20 protein-coding genes are annotated in these 24,254 nt (G+C 50.9%); 2 read left to right on the forward strand and 18 right to left on the reverse strand.

What is annotated here, in order from left to right:
- Positions 1–90 precede the first annotated feature (90 nt).
- The 17 genes from AB4124_RS06925 to AB4124_RS07005 all read right to left on the reverse strand — a co-directional run bounded on the left by AB4124_RS06925 (position 91) and on the right by AB4124_RS07005 (position 21,024).
- A complete protein-coding gene (locus AB4124_RS06925; protein ID WP_213646390.1) occupies positions 91–717 on the reverse strand; it encodes a nitroreductase family protein in 627 nt (208 codons plus the stop codon).
- 22 nt (positions 718–739) lie between these two features.
- Positions 740–1,144 carry a DoxX family protein gene (locus AB4124_RS06930; RefSeq protein ID WP_076322356.1) on the reverse strand — a complete coding sequence of 135 codons (405 nt, stop codon included), beginning with the start codon at positions 1,142–1,144 and terminating at the stop codon, positions 740–742.
- Between the two features lie 332 nt (positions 1,145–1,476).
- Complete coding sequence (locus tag AB4124_RS06935) at positions 1,477–3,876, reverse strand: LamG-like jellyroll fold domain-containing protein (protein ID WP_441971962.1); 2,400 nt, start codon at positions 3,874–3,876, stop codon at positions 1,477–1,479.
- Positions 3,877–4,163: 287 nt separating this feature from the next.
- On the reverse strand, positions 4,164–5,387 hold the full coding sequence (locus tag AB4124_RS06940; RefSeq protein ID WP_379414659.1) for a glycosyl hydrolase family 8: 1,224 nt from the start codon (positions 5,385–5,387) through the stop codon (positions 4,164–4,166).
- Between the two features lie 348 nt (positions 5,388–5,735).
- Positions 5,736–6,743, reverse strand: a complete 1,008-nt coding sequence (locus tag AB4124_RS06945) for a zinc-dependent alcohol dehydrogenase (RefSeq protein ID WP_441971965.1) — start codon at positions 6,741–6,743, stop codon at positions 5,736–5,738.
- Positions 6,744–6,764: 21 nt separating this feature from the next.
- The gene (locus AB4124_RS06950) at positions 6,765–9,005 is read right to left on the reverse strand and encodes a helix-turn-helix domain-containing protein (protein ID WP_441971967.1); all 2,241 of its coding nucleotides are present in this window, start codon (positions 9,003–9,005) and stop codon (positions 6,765–6,767) included.
- Positions 9,006–9,070: 65 nt separating this feature from the next.
- Entirely contained in the window at positions 9,071–9,952 is an 882-nt protein-coding gene (locus tag AB4124_RS06955) for a carbohydrate ABC transporter permease (RefSeq protein ID WP_339269884.1), read from the reverse strand.
- Complete coding sequence (locus tag AB4124_RS06960) at positions 9,946–10,911, reverse strand: ABC transporter permease (RefSeq protein WP_339269882.1); 966 nt, start codon at positions 10,909–10,911, stop codon at positions 9,946–9,948. Before AB4124_RS06960 ends, AB4124_RS06955 begins: the two co-directional genes overlap by 7 nt.
- 79 nt (positions 10,912–10,990) lie before the next feature.
- Complete coding sequence (locus AB4124_RS06965; RefSeq protein WP_441971969.1) at positions 10,991–12,598, reverse strand: extracellular solute-binding protein; 1,608 nt, start codon at positions 12,596–12,598, stop codon at positions 10,991–10,993.
- 510 nt (positions 12,599–13,108) lie between these two features.
- On the reverse strand, positions 13,109–14,041 hold the full coding sequence (gene sdaAA / locus AB4124_RS06970) for an L-serine ammonia-lyase, iron-sulfur-dependent, subunit alpha (RefSeq protein WP_339269880.1): 933 nt from the start codon (positions 14,039–14,041) through the stop codon (positions 13,109–13,111).
- The gene (gene sdaAB, locus AB4124_RS06975; RefSeq protein ID WP_076322365.1) at positions 14,038–14,721 is read right to left on the reverse strand and encodes an L-serine ammonia-lyase, iron-sulfur-dependent subunit beta; all 684 of its coding nucleotides are present in this window, start codon (positions 14,719–14,721) and stop codon (positions 14,038–14,040) included. The genes sdaAA and sdaAB overlap by 4 nt, the downstream gene beginning before the upstream one ends.
- A 39-nt stretch (positions 14,722–14,760) precedes the next feature.
- Positions 14,761–15,843: a dihydrodipicolinate synthase family protein gene (locus AB4124_RS06980; RefSeq protein ID WP_441971971.1), complete on the reverse strand. Its 1,083-nt coding sequence runs from the start codon at positions 15,841–15,843 to the stop codon at positions 14,761–14,763.
- The gene (locus AB4124_RS06985) at positions 15,843–16,859 is read right to left on the reverse strand and encodes an NAD-dependent epimerase/dehydratase family protein (RefSeq protein ID WP_441971973.1); all 1,017 of its coding nucleotides are present in this window, start codon (positions 16,857–16,859) and stop codon (positions 15,843–15,845) included. Before AB4124_RS06985 ends, AB4124_RS06980 begins: the two co-directional genes overlap by 1 nt.
- A 311-nt stretch (positions 16,860–17,170) precedes the next feature.
- Positions 17,171–17,305 carry a hypothetical protein gene (locus AB4124_RS06990; RefSeq protein WP_256720511.1) on the reverse strand — a complete coding sequence of 45 codons (135 nt, stop codon included), beginning with the start codon at positions 17,303–17,305 and terminating at the stop codon, positions 17,171–17,173.
- 131 nt (positions 17,306–17,436) lie between these two features.
- A complete protein-coding gene (locus tag AB4124_RS06995; RefSeq protein WP_441971975.1) occupies positions 17,437–18,531 on the reverse strand; it encodes a DUF4349 domain-containing protein in 1,095 nt (364 codons plus the stop codon).
- Positions 18,532–18,943: 412 nt separating this feature from the next.
- Positions 18,944–20,275, reverse strand: a complete 1,332-nt coding sequence (locus tag AB4124_RS07000; RefSeq protein WP_430110530.1) for a hypothetical protein — start codon at positions 20,273–20,275, stop codon at positions 18,944–18,946.
- Between the two features lie 296 nt (positions 20,276–20,571).
- The gene (locus tag AB4124_RS07005) at positions 20,572–21,024 is read right to left on the reverse strand and encodes an SRPBCC family protein (protein WP_430110527.1); all 453 of its coding nucleotides are present in this window, start codon (positions 21,022–21,024) and stop codon (positions 20,572–20,574) included.
- Positions 21,025–21,235: 211 nt separating this feature from the next.
- On the opposite strand from AB4124_RS07005, the gene AB4124_RS07010 reads away from it, so the two are divergent.
- Both AB4124_RS07010 and AB4124_RS07015 read left to right on the forward strand, forming a co-directional pair.
- Positions 21,236–22,036, forward strand: a complete 801-nt coding sequence (locus AB4124_RS07010; RefSeq protein WP_441971978.1) for an AraC family transcriptional regulator — start codon at positions 21,236–21,238, stop codon at positions 22,034–22,036.
- A 19-nt stretch (positions 22,037–22,055) separates the two neighbouring features.
- Complete coding sequence (locus tag AB4124_RS07015; protein ID WP_441971980.1) at positions 22,056–22,514, forward strand: SAM-dependent methyltransferase; 459 nt, start codon at positions 22,056–22,058, stop codon at positions 22,512–22,514.
- Between the two features lie 106 nt (positions 22,515–22,620).
- Here AB4124_RS07015 and AB4124_RS07020 read toward each other — a convergent pair whose 3' ends face one another.
- Complete coding sequence (locus AB4124_RS07020; RefSeq protein ID WP_422759635.1) at positions 22,621–24,237, reverse strand: Na/Pi cotransporter family protein; 1,617 nt, start codon at positions 24,235–24,237, stop codon at positions 22,621–22,623.
- Positions 24,238–24,254 lie beyond the last annotated feature (17 nt).

The raw sequence follows: 24,254 nt of genomic DNA on the forward strand, positions 1-24,254 counted from the left end.
GGAGAGGAATGTTTATCAAAGCGGATGAAAAAAAGCTCCCGTCAGATCTAAAGACCTGCAGCGGGAGCTCCCTCTCATATCATGCATCATTTAAAATTGATTATAGCTTACAAATTCCAGTACGGGCTTGCGGTAACCCCGGGGACGTGGCTTTCTTGCATCTTCCTTGCCGATCGCGATCAGCATGGCAGGCACATAAGCATCCGGGATATCCAGTTCCTTCTGCAGAGCCACGGGATCAAAACCGATCATCGGACAGGTATCCCACCCCTTGTCCTTGGCTACCATCATCATCAGCATCGCGGATAGACTGGCATTGCGAATGGCTTCATCCCTCATAAAGGATTCTCCACCCGCTTCATAAAAGTTCGTGACGGATTCAACCGTCATGTCATATTCGAGCTTGTCGATCACGCCCAAATTCAGAAAGCCCTCGTTCATTTTCCCGATTTCCCGGTAGGCCTGCTTATTCCCCAGCACAACGACAACGGCCGATGCGGTGAGTATCTTATGCTGCTTGTTGGCGGCTTCATAAACTTTGTGCTTGATATCGGGATCCTTAACTACAACATAGTGTGTATGCTGCAAATTAAAAGCCGAAGGTGCATATTTAACTTCATTAAATATATCATTCAAATCCTTATCCGGGATTTCAATCCCTTCCATAAACAGATTAGCCGATCTCCGGCTCTTAATTAATGTTGTCAGATCACTCATATCTGCACGCCCCCATTATCGATTAGTTAAAGATTACCGCATCCAGTGAATATGCACCTGCACCCGTGAGTGCCAGTGCAACTGCGACTGCGATCAACAGCAGATTATACTCATATCCATTCGCTGTAGACCAATACCCGTTCCGGCCATGCACCTTCACAATTGCACCCAGCATCGTTAGCGTGATCAGCGCTGCACCGAGCACCGTGAGAAATCCAGCAGCAAACAACAGCCCGCCAACCAGTTCCATCAGACCTGACAACACCGCAATTGCGACACCAGGCTTAATGCCAACCGATTCCATCCAGCCGCCTGTCCCTTTCGGCCCGTAACCGCCAAACCATCCAAACAGCTTCTGTGCACCGTGCGCCATGAACGACAACCCAACCACCAAACGAAGTAACAACAATCCAATATCTATAGCCATTTTATACGCCTCCATATTCATTTTTATTATTTATAGAAATTCATCGATAGCATTCATCGATATCTTAATTTAAAGATATATACATATAGAATGATTAACCTGCTTCATCTTCGCTAACGTTTAAACACTTTAAACTTACTCCTTTCAACCAACTAACTTTTATATAGTCACTTAACTTAATATTAAGATATCTGATATACATCCTTCTGTCAACCGTTATTTTAAACGCCAATACAAAAAAGCGTGCAGACGGTAGTCTGCACGCAAAACTCAAAACCCATAACTCATAACTCATAACTCATAACTCATAACTCATGATTGCACTGTGTAAGTCATTCCGCCAGCTTCTTGATTTCGCTGTCGGTTAGCGCCTCGTTATAAATCCGAACCTCATCCAAGCTCCCGTTAAAATAAGGGTCGGCCGCAAAACGGCTTTTACCTAAATAAGCTTCCGTTGCCAGTAGTTCATTCGGATTCAGTTTCATATGATCACCAGATGCAACGACTTGACCGTTCACGTACAGCTTACCGGTATTCCCTTGCAGCGTGACCGCAACATGCGTCCATTCATGGCTCGGCAGCGGTGCCTTTGACAAGAGACTCTGGTCTCCCTCACTGCCATGCAGCGTGAATTGAAGAACGCCCGAATGCTGGGATGGTGTCAGAAACATATGCCTGGCAAGTCCATTCCCTACGTCCAGCACTCGCTGCCAGGGTGCTCCACCCTTCCAATATACCCAAGCCGCAAAGGTAAAGTCCTCTGTATCCGTAACCCGACTCGGCAGCTCAATGTAGCCGTCTGTCCCACCAAAGTCCATTCCGCCTCCCTGCCGGCTCTTCTCATTCCACTGGGCCCCTCCAAGGACCTTGCCGTGAAATCCATTATCCGAGCTATCTAATACCGAGCCACCCTCATTCTCACTGAATGGATAATTCAGCAGCAACGGCCCTGCCGACTGCTGCAGCACGGTCACGTCAAAGGCTTTGGAAGTCTTCACTTTACCCTTCGTTATCTGAGCGGTCAGCGTCACCTTCGCGTCCCCGGCAGCAGGACGATGGACCTTACCTTCGGCTGATACAACCTCGGGATGAGAGGAACTCCAGCGAATGACCGCACCGCCGGAAGCCTCTGACGGTAAATCAAGATCGTAGAACACACCGCTCACATCCCCGAGGAACAGGTCCTTCTGCACGGCATCCACAAGTTCCCTGTCGCTCCGATCAAACTGACGAACACCCCACACGGCGGTTCCATCGGCTGCGAGGGCCGTAAAGGTCATCGCCTGCCGCTTCGCTTCCGGATCCCACTGCGGAGTTAATACGCCTTTATAACTCTTTCCATCCAGGGTAAGCTGCACATCCCGCTTTCCGCTGATCTTCCATGTGCCTTCTGCTTCGCCCGTAACTTTGCCGTTCTTATGAAGCTCCATTGGCACCGATTCTTTGATGACGGACGAAATATCTTTTCCGTGTTGAATCAGCTTGTAGTCTCCTGCTGCATCATTCGGCGTGATTTTCTTGGATTCCTTGGCTTCTTCACCCGCATAGCGGTATGCAGCGGATACCGGCCAGCCGTCCTGGTTCATATACAATTCATGCACCCGGATTTCATGCTCTTCCCCCCGCTGTGGGAAGCGGCTGTGAAAAATGAGGAATGTTCTTCCATTCCGTTCATCGTAATAGACGGAGTTATGCCCCGGCGATACGGCCCCCGTGCCAATTCCCGTTCCCGGATCGCCGATCAAGCGCTTAAACAAATAGTTCCCCATCAGCTTCACGCCATACGGCTCAATCGACCGGTCATCAAAGAGCGGAAGGGAAGGATCCGCCTTCACCTCTCTCATATCGTTGCCCTCCGCATCGTAGAAAGGACCGTCCGGATTTTTGGAGCGGACGACCCGCATATTGTAGCCGCCAACCGCATCCAATCCGCCATAGGACAGATACAGATAATAATAATCCGTCACCGGGTTGTAGAGCATGTACGGCCCTTCAATCCGGCTGTGGTTGCCACCAAGCAGCTTCTTGCCGTATCCCTGCCCAGGCAGCGGTTTTCCGGTCTTCGGATCCAGCTCCATGATAAAAATCCCGCCGGAATAGGAGCCGTATACCATCCACAGCTTGCCGTTCTTATCAAAGAACACATCCGGATCCACCACATTCGGGTGCTTCGTTGCATCATAGATGGTTCCATCCTCACTGATCTCGTCCCACATGCCGGATTTCAGAATAATGCCCGTATCCTTATAAGGCCCCTCAATCTGATCTGCAACCGCAATCCCCATGGCAGATCGCGGAGAATCCCCTTTACAGGCGTTATAGTACATATAGAATTTGCCGTCTGCCAGCTGAATCACATCGGCTGCCCACAAGGTATCACTCTGTGCCCATACCAGCGTTTCCTTCAATTCCTCCGTCACGTTCGGAATCAGCGGGTTGCCATTCGAGACCCCCGACGCCACCATGCCCCAGCTCATCAGGTCCTTCGATTTGGCGGCGGCCAGGTGGGAACCGAACACATAGTATGTATCCCCTGTTTTAATGACGGACGGATCATGAACGGATGCCTCTCGGAATATAGGCGCCTTCTCCCCCTTCTTTAGCGGCGCTGCCTCCGCGTTTACCTCCGGACCGCTCGCCGAAGGTCCTTGACCTGCTGAGCCTAAACCTCCAACCAGTAAAACTGCCGCTATCCCTGCCACAGCCATCTTACGCACCATGCTCTTGTGCATACGATTCTCCCTTCGTTCCCGATTTCATTCTTGTAAACCCCTTCACAAAAAGAAAAACCAAGATGTCAATGCCCTTAGTTAAGCCTTCAGCCCGAATTTAATTCATATTAATATAAAACATTTTATATTTAATAAGATATTAACATTGCTCTATGTGAAATATCAATGCAAAATTCTTATTATTTTTTACTACAAATCAATCATTGGTAGGAAAGAACTAAAAAACCCTGATCCTTAACGGATCAGGGTTTTATTTTATGATTCCTTAAACTTAAAGGGCGTGATGTTTAATATGTCCACCAGTTCCCCGACATCACGATCATCGAGAACAGCTTGATGCTTTCCTCATAATATCCCTCTGCGGATGCATTCGCCGTGTAACTCCATACCGAATTCAGCCAGCTCTGGTGGCTGGACGAAGTCATCGCACTTACGCCAAAAGGAGCATAGAACGCCCCACTGTTATAAGTTACCAGCGCGGTGCCGTTCAGGTTATACCCTGCCTTGATGTTGGCAGGATTGCTGCTTGTAGCTGATTTAATGAACGTGTTCATCTTGTTCAATTGATTCAGCGCACGCGTATCGCCGGTCATCAGATAGTCAGTCGTAATCCGCCAAGGAGTCCGGGATGAATTGTAATAGTATTTTCCATCATTCGCCCCTTCCAGGAATCCCCCTTCCGCAGGCTGATAATTGCTGCCCGACTTGACTACGAAATCCGGGAGCAAGCCAGTATTGGAGCTGTAGCCGTTATAGATGGAGTTGATGATGGTATAGGTTTTGTTAATGACATTATCCCAACGGGCATCGCCAGTAGCCGCACGGAATGCCTTCATATGGTTCAGCATGAAATCCGATGGGCGCGTGGCGGTGTCGAAGATGCCGCTTGTTGCCCAATCGCCTAAGCGCAGCGTCCACTGGGACTGATTAACGTCACTGCTCATGATAGCATTGATAATATCCTTAGCTGCCTGGAGGTAATTAATCGATCCGCTGCTTCCCCACTGCTTGTCCGCAAGCAGGAGTGCGTAAGCAATGTCCATATCGCCGTCCGTTGCCGAATTGGCTCCCCCTATATTCTGAAAGCTGCTGTTTTGCTTCCAAGCCATCAGATATGGATTGTTATTACTCGGATGCGCCTTATAATATCGATAAAGTCCGTCGAAATACGACTGGGCATTACTGTCGTATCCCGCCATCAGAACGGTGAAGAGCATCCCGTAGCCATGAGCCTCGGACACTGTCTCACCCGCCGAATTGTATTTTACGTAATATTGCCCTGTCGCTGCAGGCTTCAGGAAAGACCCTTTCCAGCTGTTCCATTTGTTCTTGACCGCACTGTCCATCGCTGACTGCGTCACATTGTTTGGCTTAATCGAACCGCTCGTATACGACGTATGCTGGGGAAACGGCTTGTTGGCCGCCAGAGACAATCCGGCTGGCAAGATCAGTAGAACAGCACAGAACAACACAGCCGACTTACGGATGATCGAATTTCGGAATACTTTCATCACGCTTCGCTCCTTTGTTTTTCGAATTGGAAAGCCATTACCGCTACAGTTTGGTAAAACGGTTTCGAATAAACCACCACCCTTCCAAAATCGATGGAAACGAGGAATGCTGCTTATATGTATAAATCCTAAGAAGATTAGATATGTAAATGTCTCTATATAAAATGATAAATTATCCATATCTACTACTAGTATAATTTAATTGTATATTATTGTAAATTAATAGTTTGGCAGATCGGATCCCGTCGCACGCAAAAAGCCGTCTTTCTGCAGTGGCATTACTGCTCGGAAAGACAGCTATAACGATTCCTCTTCTCGTTCCTCTACCGCGAATCCCATTCCCGGAATTCACGCATTGTCCACGTAGTTAAATATCGTCCCCAGCGTCGTTGATCCAGGGCCGTACCGCTCATAAGCCTTATCCGCTTCATCCACGGGGATCACATGCGAGATCAGCGGTTTGACCGATATTCTCCCTTCCGCCAACAGACGAATATACTCGGCGATGTTGCGACCTTCCGTCCAGCGCACAAAGCCGATCGGGTAATCCGTATTGCGGAGCTCATAACTTGCGTCGTACCGGCCCGGACCGCCTGCTCGCGAAATGAGCACCTGCGCCTCCTTGCCAAACATCCGGTCCCGCGCGTACGTCATGGACAAATCGCCGACAATGACGATTTTCCCCTTATCCCGAATCCATGTCATCGAAGAGTTAATGAGTTCTTCCCCAGGGCCACTTGCACATAGAATAACGCTGTCGGCTCCATGACCACCGGTCATTCGCTGAATCTGCTGCTCAAGCTGCTCCTGGTTATCGTAGGCATAAGCAATATGCCGCTTCATTCCCTGTACCCGCTCCGGGTTCAGATCAAATCCCGCAACCGGGCAAGCTGCCGCGTGCGCGACCTGGGCAATCATCTGCCCCAGTATGCCAAGTCCGACCACCACAGCCGATTCGCCAAAACGCAGATCCGCTACCCGCAGGGCATGGATCGCTATCGCTCCGAGTCCCGCAAATGCCGCTTCTTGCGGGTCCACTCCATCCGGAACAATCGCCGTTAGATTGGAAGGCACCGTAAGCCACTGGGCATGACGCACATAAGGAGCCCCATAGCAGGCCACCCGTTGACCGACGGCAAGTCCCTTCACGCCTTCTCCCAAGTCTTCGACGATCCCCACGGCGCTGTAACCCATAATGACTTTTTGATCCGATGCTCTTCGTATAAAGATCATCTCCGTGCCCGGGCTGACCGCCGAGTATTCGGTACGAATCAGCACATGGCCTGCCGGCAATCCGGCCGGCTTCTCGATTTGATCAACGATCACTTTTCCATGAATCGTGGCAACAGCCTTCAATATGAACCCTCCTGCTCCACCTTATTTTCCTGATGCTTTCCGATATTCGCTCGGCGAGACGCCGCTATACTTCTTAAACGTTGTCGTAAATGTGGAAGAGTTCGAATACCCCGTCTTCTCTCCGATTTCGGCAATGCTGAGATCCGTGTTCCGGAGATATTCACGTGCGTGCGATAGTCGGACCTTGTTCAAATACTCCACATAATTCACGCCGAATGTCTTCTTGAAATAATTCGAGAAATATTTCGAGCTGGTATCCAGCACTTCGGCCATATGGTCCAAATACAAATTCTCCATATAATGCAGTTCGATATATTGCGAGATGAAAGCGGGATTCAGCTTGCTCCGCGGATCATGGTTCCGCGTATTGGCCACCACGCGCATAACTTCCATTAGCGCCTTCTGGATCTCTTCATAGGTAAAGGCTTGATCGACCTTGCGGATGAAATCACTCTCCAGCTGAAACAGCTCATTGCGATCAACGGACGGCGAATCCGCCTGCTTCATGACCAGAAAGAACATGCTCTTCGCAATGTGCACCATCTGATGATGATGAATATGAAGGTCCGCATTCTGCTGAAAAATGTCACTCACAATCTGCAGGCCTTCATCCACCTTGCCGCTCAGCATGCAGTTGCTTAGCTTCTCAATCTTCTGAAGCGGATAATAAATATCCGGGACATAACGGATTTGCTCTGTATCAACCATATCCGTGTCCGCATTCACATTCCGGTATAATCGGCCATCCTTAATGTTCCGGTATGCCTCGCAGCAATTGCTGATCTTGGACTCATACGTCTGGCTAACGCAGCCCCACACCATAAATGTATCTATAAACTCCTGGTTGCACAGGCCGATATACTCTTCGAATTTTCGTACCAGCTGCTTGCGGTCCGACGGCTGATCCAAACCGATAAGCGCGAGGAATCTCAGCTCTTCGATATGATAAACCACCACATGTTCATAGCGTTCCTGCAGGCCGCTTCGGATCTGGGCCGTCAACTCTTCCAGGACAAAATCCGCCTTGGCTGCCCCCTTGCCGGCAGGCTGCAAATATACGGCCGCCATCATGAAATGCCGACACTGGAAAAAATGCGTGTAATGCTTCTGCATCTGCATTTCCTGCTCGCGTGAATGGTGATGGCCGTCCAGCGTTTGCAGAAACACGCCGCGGCGAATATCTTCATCCACCAGGTCCATCTGCTTCTTCAAGGATTCATTCTCCCGCTGGACCTTGATAATGCCGCTCTGGATTTTTACAAAATCATTCCCTTTCAGCGAACTGCCTCCGAGCAGCTGCACGATGTTCTTCACCGGCCGGTACAGATAAATGCTGAGCAGCACCGACAGAATGACGTTTAACGCAATCGCGCCGTACATGATCCACGTATTGGCATTGGTGACGGAATCGATATTTTGAAACTTGTAAGGCAGCTTGTTGATATAAATAAAACCGTTATAATCCGATTTGTAAAAATTGTACTCAAAATCATCGTGTGTGAGGGAGGCTTCCTGCGACGGGTTAAAGTATACGTCGTTAAGAATGCCTACCAGATCCAGATCCTTCTCGGTGCTCAAGATGACGTTCCGGTTCGCATCCAGCACGATGAGCGAGGCACCGGGAATCATCGAGTTCAAATCGATCCCTTTAAGCAGCCGGTTCACGTTGATCATGACCATGAGGTTTTTGTTCGACATCCTGACCTTGTTGCCGTCCACGGCAATCATCAAATTCCGGCCATACCCGCTGCTCTGATCCGCATAAACCTCTGCTGGAAAGATCGTTAGCTCGTGCTCCGATCGGGTAAACGTCTTCCAGAACATCGAGTTGAACTTCTGGGATTTGTACCGTCTGTCAAACAGAGCGTCCAGATTGCTGGTCCCCCGTGTCGTAATGGCCAAATCATGATTGTCGAAAGAGACGACCACATCTTCCACGATGTCCACATTGGACACTATGCTGGTGACGCTATCCTGAAGGGAAATGACCTTCTCCATGTCCAGCATGCCGTTATCCAATTGCATCCGGTCTGAAGGAAGCGCATGAATGTTAAAAATTAAATTGTTGACGGAGGAGAAACTGGTATCAAACGACTGAATAATGTTTCTGATCACCATCCGGTTGTTCTCGCTCACCTTGTCGTAAATTCCCGTAATGGAATTCTTGTACACGATGTAATTGAATATGAACATGATGCCGACGACCAGTTGCAGAGCGAAGAAAATCTGGAGCAATCCTCTGTTGGCGATCAATCGATTCATACGGATTCACCTCTCTTGGATGTCATCCCTTCATATTCAACATGAAAGCCCCCGGCACCTTCCCGTTATCCCTTTTCGGAACCGAGCATGACTCCTTTGGCAAAATACTTCTGAGCAAACGGATAAATCAGCAGCACCGGAATCATGGACAACACGATTGTTGCATTCTTCATAGCTTGAGGCGCCAGCGCCGACGCGTCCACCAGACTCGGGTTGCTTCCGTTCTCACTGAAAATCAGCATATCCCTAAGGACAACCTGGAGTGGATACATATTCGCATCGTTCAGATAAATCAGAGGGATAAAGAAGCTGTTCCAATGACCCATGAAGTAAAACAATCCGATCGAGGCCAGCGCCGGTTTGGACAGCGGAAGCACGATCTGGAACAGGATGCGATACTCGGAAGCACCGTCGACAACGGCTGCCTCGCGCAGGGACTCCGACATATTCTCATAGAAGCTTTTGAGGATTAACAGTTCAAAGGTCCAGATCGCATTCGGAAGCACGAGTGCCCATACGCTATCCAGCAGGCCAAGCTCCGATACGATCAGGTAGTTCGGAATGATCCCCGGATTCAGGAACATGGTCATGATGATCGCCAACAGGAAAAACTTGCGCCCGAAGAAATTTTTGCGCGCGAGCGGATATGCCGCTACTGCCGTAAGCAGCAGGTTAATGACCGTACCAAGCGCGGTATAAAAAATCGTGTTCAGGTAGGCGCGCGGCACCCGGTCATCGTTCAGCACCTGGGCATAGGCGTCCAGATTAAATCCCTTGGGAAACAAGGTGATATTCCCTTGCACCACTTCGGAAGTCGCACTGAGGGAAACGGCGGTGATATATACGACGGGGTACACGGTAATAATGGCAAGGCACGTCAGAATCAGCGTATTGATGATGCCGAATAACGAGATGTTCCGAAGGCCAAATCGTTTGTTGTTTACCATAGTCCGCTACCTCCCAGTCTCTTGCTGAAGTAATTGGAGGACAGCAGCAATATCATAGCGACAACGGCTTCAAACAAGCCCACGGCTGCACCATAGCTGTAGTTGCTCTCCAGTAGCCCTTTTCGGTAGACATAAGTCGAGAATACGTCTGCTACCTCATAGGTCATCGGATTGTAAAGCAGCAGTACCTTCTCGTATCCGATCCGGAGCATCGATCCCGTCTTCAAGACAAACATGATAATAATCGTAGGCAGAATGGCGGGAATCGTAATTCTGAAGATCATATGGCGCCTCTTGGCACCATCCACCTTGGCCGCTTCGTAAAGCGACGGGCTGATTCCTGCGATCGCAGCCATATAGATGATAGCCTCATAACCGACGGTTGCCCAGATGTCCGATGAAACATAGATGGTTCGGAACCAGCTCGGTTCTATGAGAAAGTACGTCTTCTCAAAGCCTAGCGCGGCGATAAGCTGGTTAATGATTCCTTGATTGGGCGACAGGAAGTCGATAATCATGCTGCTGATAATGACAACCGACAGGAACGAAGGAAGATAACTGAGCGTTTGAACCGACTTTTTAAACCATTTGACTCTGACCTCGTTTAAGAGAATCGCCAGAATGATGGGAAATGGAAACCCGAAAATGAGATTATATACGCCGAGAAGCAGCGTATTCTTGAACAACAGCCAGAAATCCGGACTGTTGAAGAATTTCTCGAAATGCTTGAGCCCTACCCAGTCGCTCTCCATGATACCAGTGAATACGCTGTAGTCCTTGAAGGCAATGATTAAGCCGTACAGGGGCCCGTAACGAAAAATGATGTAAAATAACAGGCACGGGATAAATAAAATCAACAGTTGTCTGTCCCGTTTCATATGCTGAAAGGCCGAAGCCATTCTTCTTCCAAGCCCGCCGCGGGGATTGGCCAGTTTTGTCTCTGTCCCTGCACTTGACATGGTGTTCCCTCCTTAAGATGATGAGCAGCACCCGAGCGTTGTACCCGGATGCCGCCATCAGTCCTATTTCTTCCGCCGATTAATTCGTGGCTTCATCCAATCTCTTCTGGGCTGCGTTGAAAATATCGACGATCTGCTTGGCTCCCTGCTTCTCGGCTTGCGCTTGCCATTGCTGCCACTGCGCATCGCCGTAATTTTTGTTGAGAATGTATTTCGCGTTAAATTCATCCGCCAATTTCTTCAGCGAGGTTTGAATCTCCGCAATTGTTGCGGTTTCATCATCCGTAAAGTTCACGACCGGATCCAGCGGCTCGAATTTATTACCGTTCAGCAGCTTATCCTGAGCCTCCTGTTCCTTCTCCGTGTAGTTGAAGTACACGCTGCGCTTATCGGAGTTGACATACAGACCTTGCAGCCACAGACCATAACGGTCCTCCAGCACGCTGATGTCCACCAGCGGCACGTCGGTCAGCTCCGGATAGACGGCTTTATCGCCTTCCATCTTGAATGTCTCGCCTTCCACGCCCATCGTTACCAGCGTTGCGCCGGACGGGCTCGTCAGGTAGTCGAGGAGCTTCAGGGCAGCTTCCTTGTTGTCGTTGTTGGCTACCGCGATGCTGAAGCCGTTCGTAATGCTCTCGATCGTCTTGCCGTTGCCGGTCGGTCCGACCGGGTTGCCGTATCTCAGATCATAGTTCGGGTTTTGGTCCTTGACCTGGTTGTAGAACAGGTCCAAACGTCCGATCCAGTCATAGGTCACAAAGGATTTGTTGCCTGACGTCATTTTCGCCGTCCAGGAATCGTCGGTGTCCGTCATGAATTCCGGATCGAGGAGTCCCTCGTTGTACAGCTTCTTCATGAAATCGAGCATTTCTTTATGCTCGGGCTGTATAGTAGCGTACTTCCACGCCTTGGCGTTCTCGTCGTAATACGTCGGATAGTTGGCTCCGCCGATTCCCCAGCCGAAGGCCCAATCGCGGAAAATGTGTTCTTTCGTCTTGGAGGCGTAAGGATAGGAATCCGGATAGGCTTCCTTCAACTTTTTGAGTGCCTGATAGAATTCATCGGTATTCGTCCATTCCTTGATGCCCAGCTCATCGAAGATGTCTTTGCGGTACAGGAAGCCGTGGTTAACGTCACGGTTGATGTTTGCAACCGGCCAGGTATAGATGTTTCCGGATTCGTCTCCGTAGGACGGAATGACCCACGGATTCTCATCGACATACATCTTTTTAAAATTCGGCAGCATGTCGAGATATTCGTTGATGGCAACGACCGCCTTCTGCTTGCCGATCTTCTTCAGCTCCGGAGGCGTTAGCCCGTGGATAATGTCCGGGAGCTTGCCGGAAGCAACGGTTACTTTCAGTTTGTCTTGAAAGGTAGCCGAAGAATAGGCTTGGAAATTCACCTTGATGCCGGTTCGCTTCTCGATTTCCTTTGCAAGCAGGGAATCATTCAGGTTGGTTTTCTCGCTGACGACCATCCAATTGATCGTTGTCGGTTTATCGACCAAAGGAAGCGCGAGACCCCCAGTATCCCCATATTGATCCGGATCTGCCGGTGCCGTTGGAGGGGCTTTGTCTCCGTCCGTTTTGGGAGCTGCCTCTTTACCCCCTCCGCTGCATGCGGCCAGGATCGAAACTATCAGTGTGAATGCGAGTGCCATACGAAACCACTTTTTTGTCATTTTCGTTCCTCCTTTAAAAAGATCATTTACATGCTGCTGACTGAATCTGTGTAATCGCTACTCTACCCCCGTTATTTCTTCTCATCTGTGCGTGTTGGTTTATTCATCTGGACTACGTTTCAAATAGCAAGATGCTCCCTACCACTCCTCCTTGTTGGCGAAGATCCCTAGCTCAGCGCAGGGAATATTCTAAAATCACTCGGCAGCCGATACCGATCCTCCGGCACGGATTTTTCTATCCATCCACATCATAAAAACGCTTTCACGTTTCGTAAAGAAGCGTATTTCGGCGAGATGCTGTTTTTTCTCACCCAAGCCATTAAAATGCCAAAAAACCGCGTAGTATCAGGCTTTTCATACATGTGGAAAATGCTAAAGCGGTAGAAATATCTAAAAAAAATGAGGGATTTCATAATGAAATCCCTCACGGAGCATGTTAAATTTCTTCTCCTCCTCATCGTACATTAGAGAAGCCTGACGCCTTGGGCTTTTATGAAAATGAGTGTGAACTCATTCACCCATTTCGTCTTTCCTTGCTTTGGCACCCTTTTCCCGCAATTTCTTGCCTTCCTTACCGTACAAGTCCTTCAGGATTTTCTTGCCGGTCGGCGTCTGCGCAAGACCACCCTTCGCCGTTTCCCTGTGCTTGGACGGCATGGCCGTGCCGACTTCCAGCATCACGTCAATAACTTCATCGGATGGAATGACACTGCGTACACCGGCAAGCGCCATATCCGATGCCGCCAGTGCTGTCACGGCCCCAAAGCCATTGCGCACGATGCAAGGGATCTCAACCAGTCCGCCAACCGGATCGCAGATGAGCCCCAAAGAGTTTTTCAGTGCAAGTCCAACAGCATGAACTGCCTGCTCCGGCGTGCCGCCTCGAAGTTCAGTCAAAGCACCTGCCGCCATACCGATGGCTGAGCCAACTTCGGCTTGACAGCCGCCCTCCGCACCGGAAATAAACGAGTTGTTGGCGATAACATAACCGATCGCGCCTGCGCTGAACAGCCCCATCACCAAATGCTCGTCTTCCCAGCCGAAGCGTTCCTGCGTGCTGACGAACACCCCGGGGATAATGCCGCAGGAGCCTGCCGTCGGCGTTGCCACGATGCGCCCCATAGAGGCATTCACTTCAGACACGGACAGGGCGTAGGCCAGTGCCGTGCAGGCGTCCGTACCGAGCGCGGGTATCCCGCTGCTCATGTATTGATGGACGCGTACGGCATCGCCGCCGGTCAGGCCGCTTTTGGAAGGGACGGGTTCATGGATCCCCCGGTGCACAGCTTCCTTCATGATGCCGTAGTAATCGGCCATTTGCTTGAACGTCTCGTCCCGGCTTTTCCCCGTTTCCTTGATCTGTTCATTCAGCATCAGCTGGCCAATCGTAACCTGATCCTCCCGGCAGCATGCGATGATCTGCTCCAGCGTAGAAAACTTCATGACTGCGCCTCCTCTACTGTCAAATCCGCAACGACGACACGGTGCACGCTCGGCAACCCTTCGATATGCTTCATCAACTCAGCCGGAACCGCTTCATCCGACTCCACCACCGTCATGGCATCACCGCCTCTTCCCTTGCGGTCGACATCCATATAGGCAATATTGACGCCGCCGGCCTCCAGGAGCCGGGTGATATGCGCGACCATGCCCGGCGTATCGTCATGAAAGACCAGCAGCACCGGATAATTCATCGTAAACTTGACGTCGAAGCCGTTCACGCGCAGCATTTCCACGCTGCCTCCGCCAATGGAAGCGCCTGCAATGACATCGGTATGATCGCCGTCCGTCAGCCTCAACTCCACGGTATTGGGGTGAAAGGCCACATTCTGTGCCGTCTTAAATTTAAGTTCAATGCCTGCCGCTTCGGCAAGCTCGATCGAATTCCGGATACGCATATCATCCGTGGCAAAATCGAGCAATCCGCCCACGACAGCCAGATCGGTGCCGTGGCCCCGGTAGGTTTCAGCAAAAGAACCGTAGAACACAATTTCCGCTTGATCAGGGAATGCTCCAAATATGCGCCGCGCAGCCCTTCCGATCCGCACGGCCCCAGCGGTATGAGAGCTCGACGGCCCCACCATACTGGGCCCAATAATAGAAAACACATCTTTAAACCGCATGCGCGATTCCCCACTTTCAACTATTCTGCCCTCATTGTATCAGTCCGCCAGCCATCTTTCCAAGTGCTCTTGAATAAAATCGTCATCGTTCAAATGCGGATAATCCCGGTAGACTCTGTCAATCTCTTCGGATTGGCCGGGAGACAGCGTCTCATGCGGATTCAGGCACCATATGCCTTGCAGCAGTCCCTGCCTGCGGAGCACCTCATGGATACCTGGAATACAGCCTGCAAACTGATGTGTAGGATCGAAGAAGGCTGCATTGGAGTCGGTAATTTCCACGTTGCGTGTCAGCCATTCCTTCGCGAATCGATCCTGCTTGCGTGTCTCCTTGATCTCTTCCAGCAGCTCCACCGCTTTCTTCGTCCAGACTGCCCAGTGACCAAGCAGACCGCCGACGATAGGCTTGGTGACCAGCGTCCCGTCCACCTGGAATTGATACGTCGTCAGCAAATCATTGACGATGTTATCGTCGTTCCCCGTGTACAGCGCAATATCATCTCTACGGCTCGAATAACAGACGGCACGAACGACGTCCATCGTCTGGTAGCGGTTGAAGGGAGCCATCTTGATCGCCACGATATTCGGAATTTCGGCGAAAGTCCGCCAGAAATCGAAGGAGAAGATATTACCGCCAACCGACGGTTGAAGATAGAAACCGATCACCGGCATCCTCTGTGCAATCTCCTCCGTGCGCTTTAGAATGTCTTCTTCGCTCCAGCCGCTTAAACCGCCCATGCTGAGAAGGACGGCGTCATAGCCAAGCTTGCGGGCAATCTCTGTTTCCTCCACAGCCTGCTCCGTGGGGCCGCAGACACCGGCCACCATCATGAACGGCCGATCGAGCTCCGCCCTGCGAACCTCTTCTGCCGCAAGTCGCAACACGGGTTCATACAAGTCGATGCCCTTGTCGCGGATTTCGAATTGAGTCGAATGAACGCCGACCGCAATACCGCCTGCACCGGATGCCGCATAATAACGCGTTAATGCCCGCTGGCGTCGTTCGTCCAGCTTCCGATTCTCATCCAATGCCAGCGGGTGAGCCGGTATAACGAGCCCTTCATGCAGAGCTTTAAGCTTCTCGGGGGCCAAACGTTGAGTTGTAGGAACCTGTCCGCTCATTAGAATTTCCCCTTTCTCTCTTGGAAGTGAGTCGGCTTATTCCAGCTCTCGCCGCCGGATTGTACCCATGCTGCGGTCCAGTCGAGCATCTGCAGCAGAGACACCTTCGGATAACCGAACAGCTGGTGGGATTTCGCAGCATTGTTCAGGAGTGCAGTCTCGGATTCCGTACCCGTAAAGGTCACTTCCTTGCCCATCCGTACCGCCAATTCCTGTGCCGCCCAGCGGATCGACATCGTCTCCGGTCCCGTAATGTTGATGATTTCAGGAGGCGAGCTGCAGTGCAGGAGCGAACGGAGCGCCATCTCGTTGGCATCCCCTTGCCATATGATATTCGCATACCCCATCGCCAGGTGAATCGGCCGGTCCTCGTGGATCGATCTGGCCAACTCATGCAGAACGCCGTAACGCATGTCGATAGCATAATTCAGGCGGTAGATCGCCATCGGCGTACCATTCTGGTGAGAGAAATATTCAAAGACGCGCTCTCTGCCGAGACAGGACTGCGCATACTCTCCGACCGGCTCCGGCGCTACCGATTCGTTGACTCCGCCGCTGCCCACCGGTGAGAACGGATACACATTTCCTGACGAGAACACCACCATGCGAGATTGCTTGAATTTCTCGGCCACCCGGCCCGGCAAATACGAATTCATCGCCCAAGTAAAATATTCACGACCGGTCGTGCCGAATTTATTGCCCGCCATATAGATCACATTAGGAGTCTCGGGCAGCTGCTGCAGCTCCCCATCGTTCAGCAGGTCGCACGAAATCGTTTGGACGCCCGCCTCCTCCAGCTCGCGTCTGGCCTCTTGGTTCGAGAACCGGGATACGCCGATGATCCGTTTGCCACCACCGCCTTCACGTACGGCATTCGCTGCCAGCCTTGCAAGGCTGGGACCCATCTTCCCGCCGACACCCAGCACAAGGATATCCCCCTCCAAAGACGCCAGGTCGGCAACAAGCTGTGCTGAAGGCTCAGCCAGCTTCGCTTCTAATTCTGCAACGGTTAACATGAACAATCTCCTCCTCCGATTGATGATTCATCCTCATCATACGGCCTCGCTTGATATAAAGACAAATCTTTAAATTGTCTTTAAATAGGCAGCGATGTGCCATTATACTCGCAGATTTGCTTCCGGGAAACGGGGACTTTCACCCCCCGGCGGTCGAGCTGCAACCATCTTCATGACAGCATAAGAGAAACGTCTATCCACGTACTTTCTCAGTAGACAGACCGCGTTTAGAGGAAGTTTTTCTTGCGAGATAAGGATGCTAAGCCTCGAATGTTTATACTTTCTTATCTCTTAAAAAAAGCCCCCTGATCTCAGGGAGCAAACGAAACGTTCAGCACGATGTGTCGAAGCACGAGAAAGGCAATGATAAAGGAGGCTGCCAGCCCCAGCATCGTGAAGATGACGATTTTCTCAACGCGAGTAAATTTGACCTTCGTTTTATTCATCACAATCACCTCGACTTCCATTATAGTACAAATATGATACTTTATTCCAGAAACATAAATCTGAAGATTTGCCTTGGCCTTCCTCTGGATTTTATGTGCGTCTTTTGATGCATCCGGGTCTGCTCCTGCCGTTATTCGTCTTTCATTCGTTTTTCCTCGTCCTTTTGGTCTTCCGGATGCCCTTGCTCAGATGCCGGCCCGTTATTGAGCAGCTTTCGTTTACGGACTACCTCTTCCCGTTTCCGCTGCCCCGATCTTCGCGCCAGCCATAGGATGAGCAGAACGAAGACCGCGATGAACAATACGGGAAGCGAGCCGGAAAGGATGACGATAATCCATTGGACGATGATGGTGATCACGTCGATGCTGCCCTGAAAAGCTTGGGAAATCCGCTGCCCGAGCGGTGCCTGAATGGCGGACGTTTTGGGATCATCCTTTTTTTGTGGCGTCTCGTAAAGCCTGATTTCTACCGTGGAATAAGACACGTTTTGGTCAATGTAACGCATTCGGCCTTTCATCTGCTCGATTTCCGATTGGATGCGCTCCAGCTCGTTGGCAAAAGCGACAAGGTCGGCCGTTTTGGTCGCTTTTTTCATGAAGGCGACGTACTGCTCCTCCATGATTTGCTTGGCCTTGAGCCTGGATTCCAAATCGACGTATTCCTCAGTCACGTCCTGCCCTTCGATGCTTCGCTGCAGGTTTTCATGCGCAATGTTCTCCAAACGGTTTAAAAAGGAGGAGAAATCGTTTGCAGGAACTTTCACAATAAACGTGCCGCCTTTTTCGTTGCTGGACTGGGTTTCGCTGAAATTAACAATATAACCGCCAGAAAGCGTCACTGTGTTCCGGACTTCCGACTGCGCTTTTCCATAGTCCTGAATCTCCATCACGATATTCGCTTTGTACATCAGCTTTTTGTTGAGCCCGGCTGATAAATCCTGCGTATTAAACCCTGCGCCGGAAGCCTGGGCAGACGATGGCATATTCGGAAGCTCGGCATCCGCCGATGCCGGCTCCTCGACGCTCTTCTTGCTCGTCACCGCCATTTCGTTTTTGGCTTCCGCCTCACCTCCATCTGTTTTGATTGAGGCTTGATCCGCCCTTGTTTCTTGCGATTCGACGGCCGCGGCACCTCCAGCGCTTTTGTCTTGATAACCCGAAGAGCAGCCGCCGACCAGCAATACGATAAGCATCAAAGCAGCAATCCATGAACCCCGCTTTCTCATACTTCAACCCCCTGAAGATAAATATTTTCCGTTTTATCTACTAACGGTTCCATCATCTGGAAGGTTGCGGGCGCGCTAAAGAAATTTATCAAGGCGGGGCCTTTGCTCCGAGAAACCTTTGCCCTCTCCATGCATCGCTTCGCCGCACACGGTAAGTACGAACGTCAATGTCAATGCACACCGGTAGGTTCAATCTGGCCTGCTGCTTTTCCGGAACTCTCCCGGCAGATAGCCTGTCATTTCGCGGAATACCTTAAAAAGTCACTTTATATCCCCGCATTGTGGAACCTGGAACGTATTCGCCATGTCGATATGGCACTATCTTGCCTTTTTCGTTCAAAACAGCGCAGAAAAAGCGCCTCCTTTCGTCGCGTAACGAAAGGGGCGCCCGTTCCAAAGCAATTTCACAGCTCTATTCCAAAAACGTAAATCTGAAAATCTGCCTTGGTCTCCCCCTCGGCACCTTCTCGATTCCGGCAATCTCGACCAAGTCGTTGTCGGTCCACAGCTGGAGCAGCCGATGTGCACTGCGGACGGTAATGTCCAGCAGGTGAGCGAGCTCGTGGACCTTGTATTCATATTTACCCGAACGGGCACGCTGGTTCAGCAGCTTGCTCAAATAGGCACTCGTCATACCCGCGTCCTCTGCCCGCTTGATCAGCTCTGCATCTGTAAAGGACAGCACCTCCTGCACAGGGTCGGCCATCTCCAGCGGTCCTATCAGCGTTCCATCCTCCCGGACAATAAAGCAGGCGTTACCGCCAACCTCCTTGGATTTCCGCATCGCGATGCGCGCATTGGTTCCCGCCATGCTGGCCGACTGGCCGAATCCCATGCCGATGCTGAGCGAAATACCATAGGTTTTGTTCACGTCTTTAGCCAAGGGAATCGTTTTGTAACCTCCGGTTTCCCGTTCAAAGATGCCGCGCGTCGTGAAGAACAGATACTCGTCACCGCCCAGATGGGTCAGATAGCCATCCAGCGATTCCACATAATCGAGCACCATCCGGTGAATATCCAGCTTCAGCTTCTGCACCTCGTGCTCATTATTCCGTCTTAACGCCTGGGTTCCGAAATCGTCTATATTAATCATCCCGACCACGATCTGGCCTTCCCGGCTACGGCGGGATGCCGTGGACAGCAAAGCCCGCTCGAGCGATACCACGATATCCTGATCGGAAGGCAGCAGCCATTCATTAGGGACCCCAAGCCTCGTCAGTTCATGGGCCACCGATTCTACGCCCGTGAACGCAGCAGAGCAACCGCCGGATTCATATTGAAGACGGTGAAAATCAATCAGATTCCTCTTCGGGGCATAAGCCGGTCCATCGTAAATAACAGCTTGTACAGCCGGGATACCCAGATCCCTTATCGTCCGGACCACCATCGTCTCGGTTAAAGTATCCACCGATATGCCACCAGCCAGTCCTCCCCGCTGCCCGGCATGGAACAGCGCTTTATATAAACCCGCGTCCGTGACGGGGACATAATGCACAGGGATTGTGACCTGTCCGAGCTCCTTCACCTTGCGCTGGGACAGCGGATCCGAGAGGAACAATACCTCAACCTCGCCTCCGATCCGCTCAGCCAGTGCCGGCGCTTCGTCATCATCCTGAAAAACAAGCGGCACGGGGTCAAAGGAAGGAAAGGTTTCAATGACCTTCATGATTTTATCAACGATCGTCTGGGTTCCGATAATACCGATACGAATTTGCTGGACAGGGAGTTGCCTCCGCTCCGTCATATCTCCTTCACTCCCATCTTTCCCATTGCCGAGAAGCCGCTTATCGGCAAGCCGGCATGGATACCTAAATCATACCCGCTATCGAATATTTGGCAAGTGAAATTGGCCAGCGGGATTCATTACTTTTCAATTCCACCCCTGCTGCCTGCCACCTATAATTCCCTACAAAAAAAGAGCCATTACGGCTCTTTAATAGGCTTTCTTTAATATATAACGAATCCATAAATCATGCGCACGGTGCGCGGTCCGGGCATGCTTGGATGCGATCGACCATATGCCGATTATTCACCATGAGGCTACCAGCCCAGATCCAGGGTCTCCCCCGTCTCCGCATAGGTCTTCAGAATGCTCATGACCATCCACCAGCTGTCCGCCGCCTTGGCGCGGGACGGATGATCCGGCGTGTATTGATCATTGACGAGCGTCAGCTTGGTACAATTCCCTACCGGCTCGAGGGTGAACGTAATCCGAGACTCCAGCTCCTCATGATTCGCGTAATACGACGGACCCGGATGTTCGGACAGACTCAGTCTCTTCTGCGGCTCATAAGCCAGAATCTTCCCATAGACATGAACCGTCTCCTCTCCGTCATTCCCCGGACCCACATAAGCGTAAGGCTCCCCGATTTCAAATGAAGATCTCAGCTCGCTCCCGAAAAAGGTGGCCCGAGTTCCCTCCGGCAAAGTTAAGACATCCCATACCTTCTCCGGCGAAGCACCGATATAAAACTCATAATGTAACGGCTCCATTTTAGTTTCCTCCTACCATCCATGAAATACGCAGTAAGACCGGCTTGTCCTCCTGTGATATGATGATGTTATCAAGAAGCTGAGATCCAAGTATTGTAAAAATGCGACAGGCTGCAACCTGCAGAATCACTTCAAGCACAAGTCCCGTGTGAGGGCCAAGTGGTCCATCGATCCTGGCCTGTTACGGATTATCGGAGGTGTTTATGTATCCATGATTCAGCATCCTCATCAGTCCAGCCTCGGCATTTTGAACATGAACAGAGCCGGAGAGAAGTTCCAGCTCCTGCGAGTTCCCCCATCCAAGGACCTTTCCTATTTCATCAAGCATTACTGGATCATTCATTGGGATTTAACCGATCAGGAGCCTTATCTGCAGGATGTTGTTCCTAATCCTTGCTCCAACTTGGTGGTTCAGCCCCATCGAACCGCTTTTTATGGCGTATCCAGCACCAGGCATTCCCACCATCTGGAGGGCATTGGACAAGTATTCGGAATCAAGTTCAGACCCGGCGGATTCTATCCGTTCGTGAACACGTCCATGGACCGTTTGACGGATTCCTCCATAGGGACCATGGAGATTCTCCAAGCCGAGCCCTATACGCTGGAGCAGCAGCTATTGACCGCAGAGGAACCGGAGCAAAAGGTTAGGTACATGGAGGAGCTTATTCGCCGCGTTCTTCCCGAAGAAGATGAACAGATCGAACGGATTCATACCATCATTGATCGGATTCATCACAACCGGGACATCATTCGGGTCGAGCAGGTTTGCGAATGGTTCCAGATGAGCCCGAGATCACTTCAGCGCCTGTTCAAGCAATACGTCGGGGTAAACCCTAAATGGGTGATTCGCCTGTACCGACTGCAGAATGTCGCCGAGATGCTTGAAGGCCTTGATCATCAGGATGTGCTGGAGCTGGCCATGGACATGGGTTATTATGACCAGTCGCATTTTATCCGGGATTTTAAAGCGGTGATCGGTAAAACACCAGAAGTTTATATAAAGGAACGATAAACCTGAAGGAGGAAACAGCATGTATACGATACAGGCGATCGGAACGATCCATAACGAAAGAAAGGCGATTCAGGATGATTACTGGGGGGATGTTATCTCAGAGATCAGGCTGGGCAAAGAATGGGATGAATGCTCCCTGGATGGGATTGAAACGTTCAGCCACCTTGAAATCATCTATGTATTCCATCTCGTCCAGGACGACAGCATTCAGTACGCGGCGAGACATCCGCGAAATAATCCGAGCTTTCCCAAGGTCGGTATCTTCGCCCAGCGGGGCAAAAACCGCCCCAACAAGCTAGGAGCCACCATGGTGGAGTTGGTAAGCAGAGAGGGCAGATCCGTTTTCGTGAAAGGGCTGGATGCCATAGACGGGACTCCCGTCGTTGATATCAAGCCTGTCATGGAGGAATTTTTGCCGAAGACAAAGACCAAGCAGCCCGAATGGGCTACGGACATCGTGTCCCGTTACTGGGAATAATGATTGAGCAATCCATCGTACAAAAACAGCGCTGCCGCGCCTGTCCCTGAGGTTCAAGGGACTGGCCTGGCCAGCGCTGTTTCTATGGAGTCCATTTCTGTTAAGCCTACTCCTCGTGCATGACGAATTGAGCAATATTCTTACTGTGGTCTCCGACACGTTCCAAATTGCTCAGAATATCCAGATAGACCGCTCCGGAGTTTCCTGTGCACAGATTCTGGTTCAACCGCTGGATATGACTCTTGCGGAACCTGACCTCCATCTCGTCCAATTGCCGCTCATAGTCCAGCACCTCTTGAGCTGCGGCCACGTCATTATGCTCCAACGCAGCCAGCGCCCGTTCCACCGCCTTGTCGGCTAAGGACAGCATTTCCTTCAACTCGCGCCCGGCTTCCTCTGAGAACTCAACCTTTTTATTGATGCTGAATTCGGATAGCTCCACGATATTTTCCGCGTGATCGCCGATCCGCTCAATATCGTTCACCAGTTGGAACCAACCGGAGGCTTTTTCGGACTCGCCTTCCGGCAACCCGTTCTGCTGCTGGATTTTCACCATATAATCCGTGATTTTTCGATTCAATTCGTTAATAAGCTCTTCCTTCTGCAGGGCGAGTTCCCCCACCCGGGATTCCCTGCTGAAAAAGAAAGTAGACGCATCATTGAGAGTCTCCCGGGCATACTGCCCCATGCGCAAGATTTCATGCTGTGCTTGTCCAAAAGCAACCGCCGGTGTGGCCAGCAAACGTTCATCCAGATAAATCGCCTTAAATTCAAACTCCTGCATCTTGCCAGGAATAACCTTGGTTACGATCCATGCCAAAGCCGGAATTAATGGCAGGAAGATCAGGGCATTGGTTGTATTGAAGATGCCGTGAGCGTACGCAATTTGCATACGGATATTGACGCCTTCGCCCAGCCATAACACAAGGGAATGCACCGGAATCAACAGAATCATAAAGATAATGGCACCGATGACGTTAAAGATAACGTGAACCAGAGCCGTGCGCTTCGCTGCGACCGTTGCGCCGATCGAGGCGAGCACTGCGGTAATGGTTGTCCCGATGTTATCGCCAAACAAGATCGGTAACGAACCTTTCAGGTTGATCATTCCTTCGTCTGCAATGGTCTGCAATATGCCGATGGTAGCGCTTGAGCTCTGGACAACCATCGTGAATATAGTACCTACAACGAGCGCCAGGAGAGGCTGATCCTTCAACTGGATCATGAAGTCAGTAAAGGCTGGAAGCTCACTGAGCGGCTTCACGCCACTGCCCATGGTGGATAGCCCCAGAAAAAGGGTACCAAAGCCAAAGACCACCTGGCCGATATATTGGAATCTTTTCTTGTTAAAGAAAAATAAAAAGAACGCCCCTACCGCAATAATGGGCAGTGCATATTCTTCGATTTTAATCCCCACGATAAATGCAGTCATCGTCGTGCCGATATTGGCCCCCATAATGACGCCTATGGCTTGTCTTAGTGTCATCAGCCCCGCATTAACCAGTCCGATCGCCATCACGGTCGTTCCCGATGAGGATTGAATCAGTATCGTGACCCCGACACCGACCAACACGCCCAGTACCGGGTTGGATGTGTATCTCTCCAGCAACCCGCGCATTTTGTCTCCTGCTGACTTCTGCAGACCGTCCGACATATACTTGATGCCAAACAGAAAAATGCCCAAGCCGCCGACAAATTTAAATAGGATGTCCTGCCAATCCAAAAAATAAGTCCTCCTTT

Source organism: Paenibacillus sp. 2KB_20, from assembly GCF_052115765.1.
In the GTDB taxonomy this organism is placed as follows: Bacteria; Bacillota; Bacilli; order Paenibacillales; family Paenibacillaceae; genus Paenibacillus_AQ.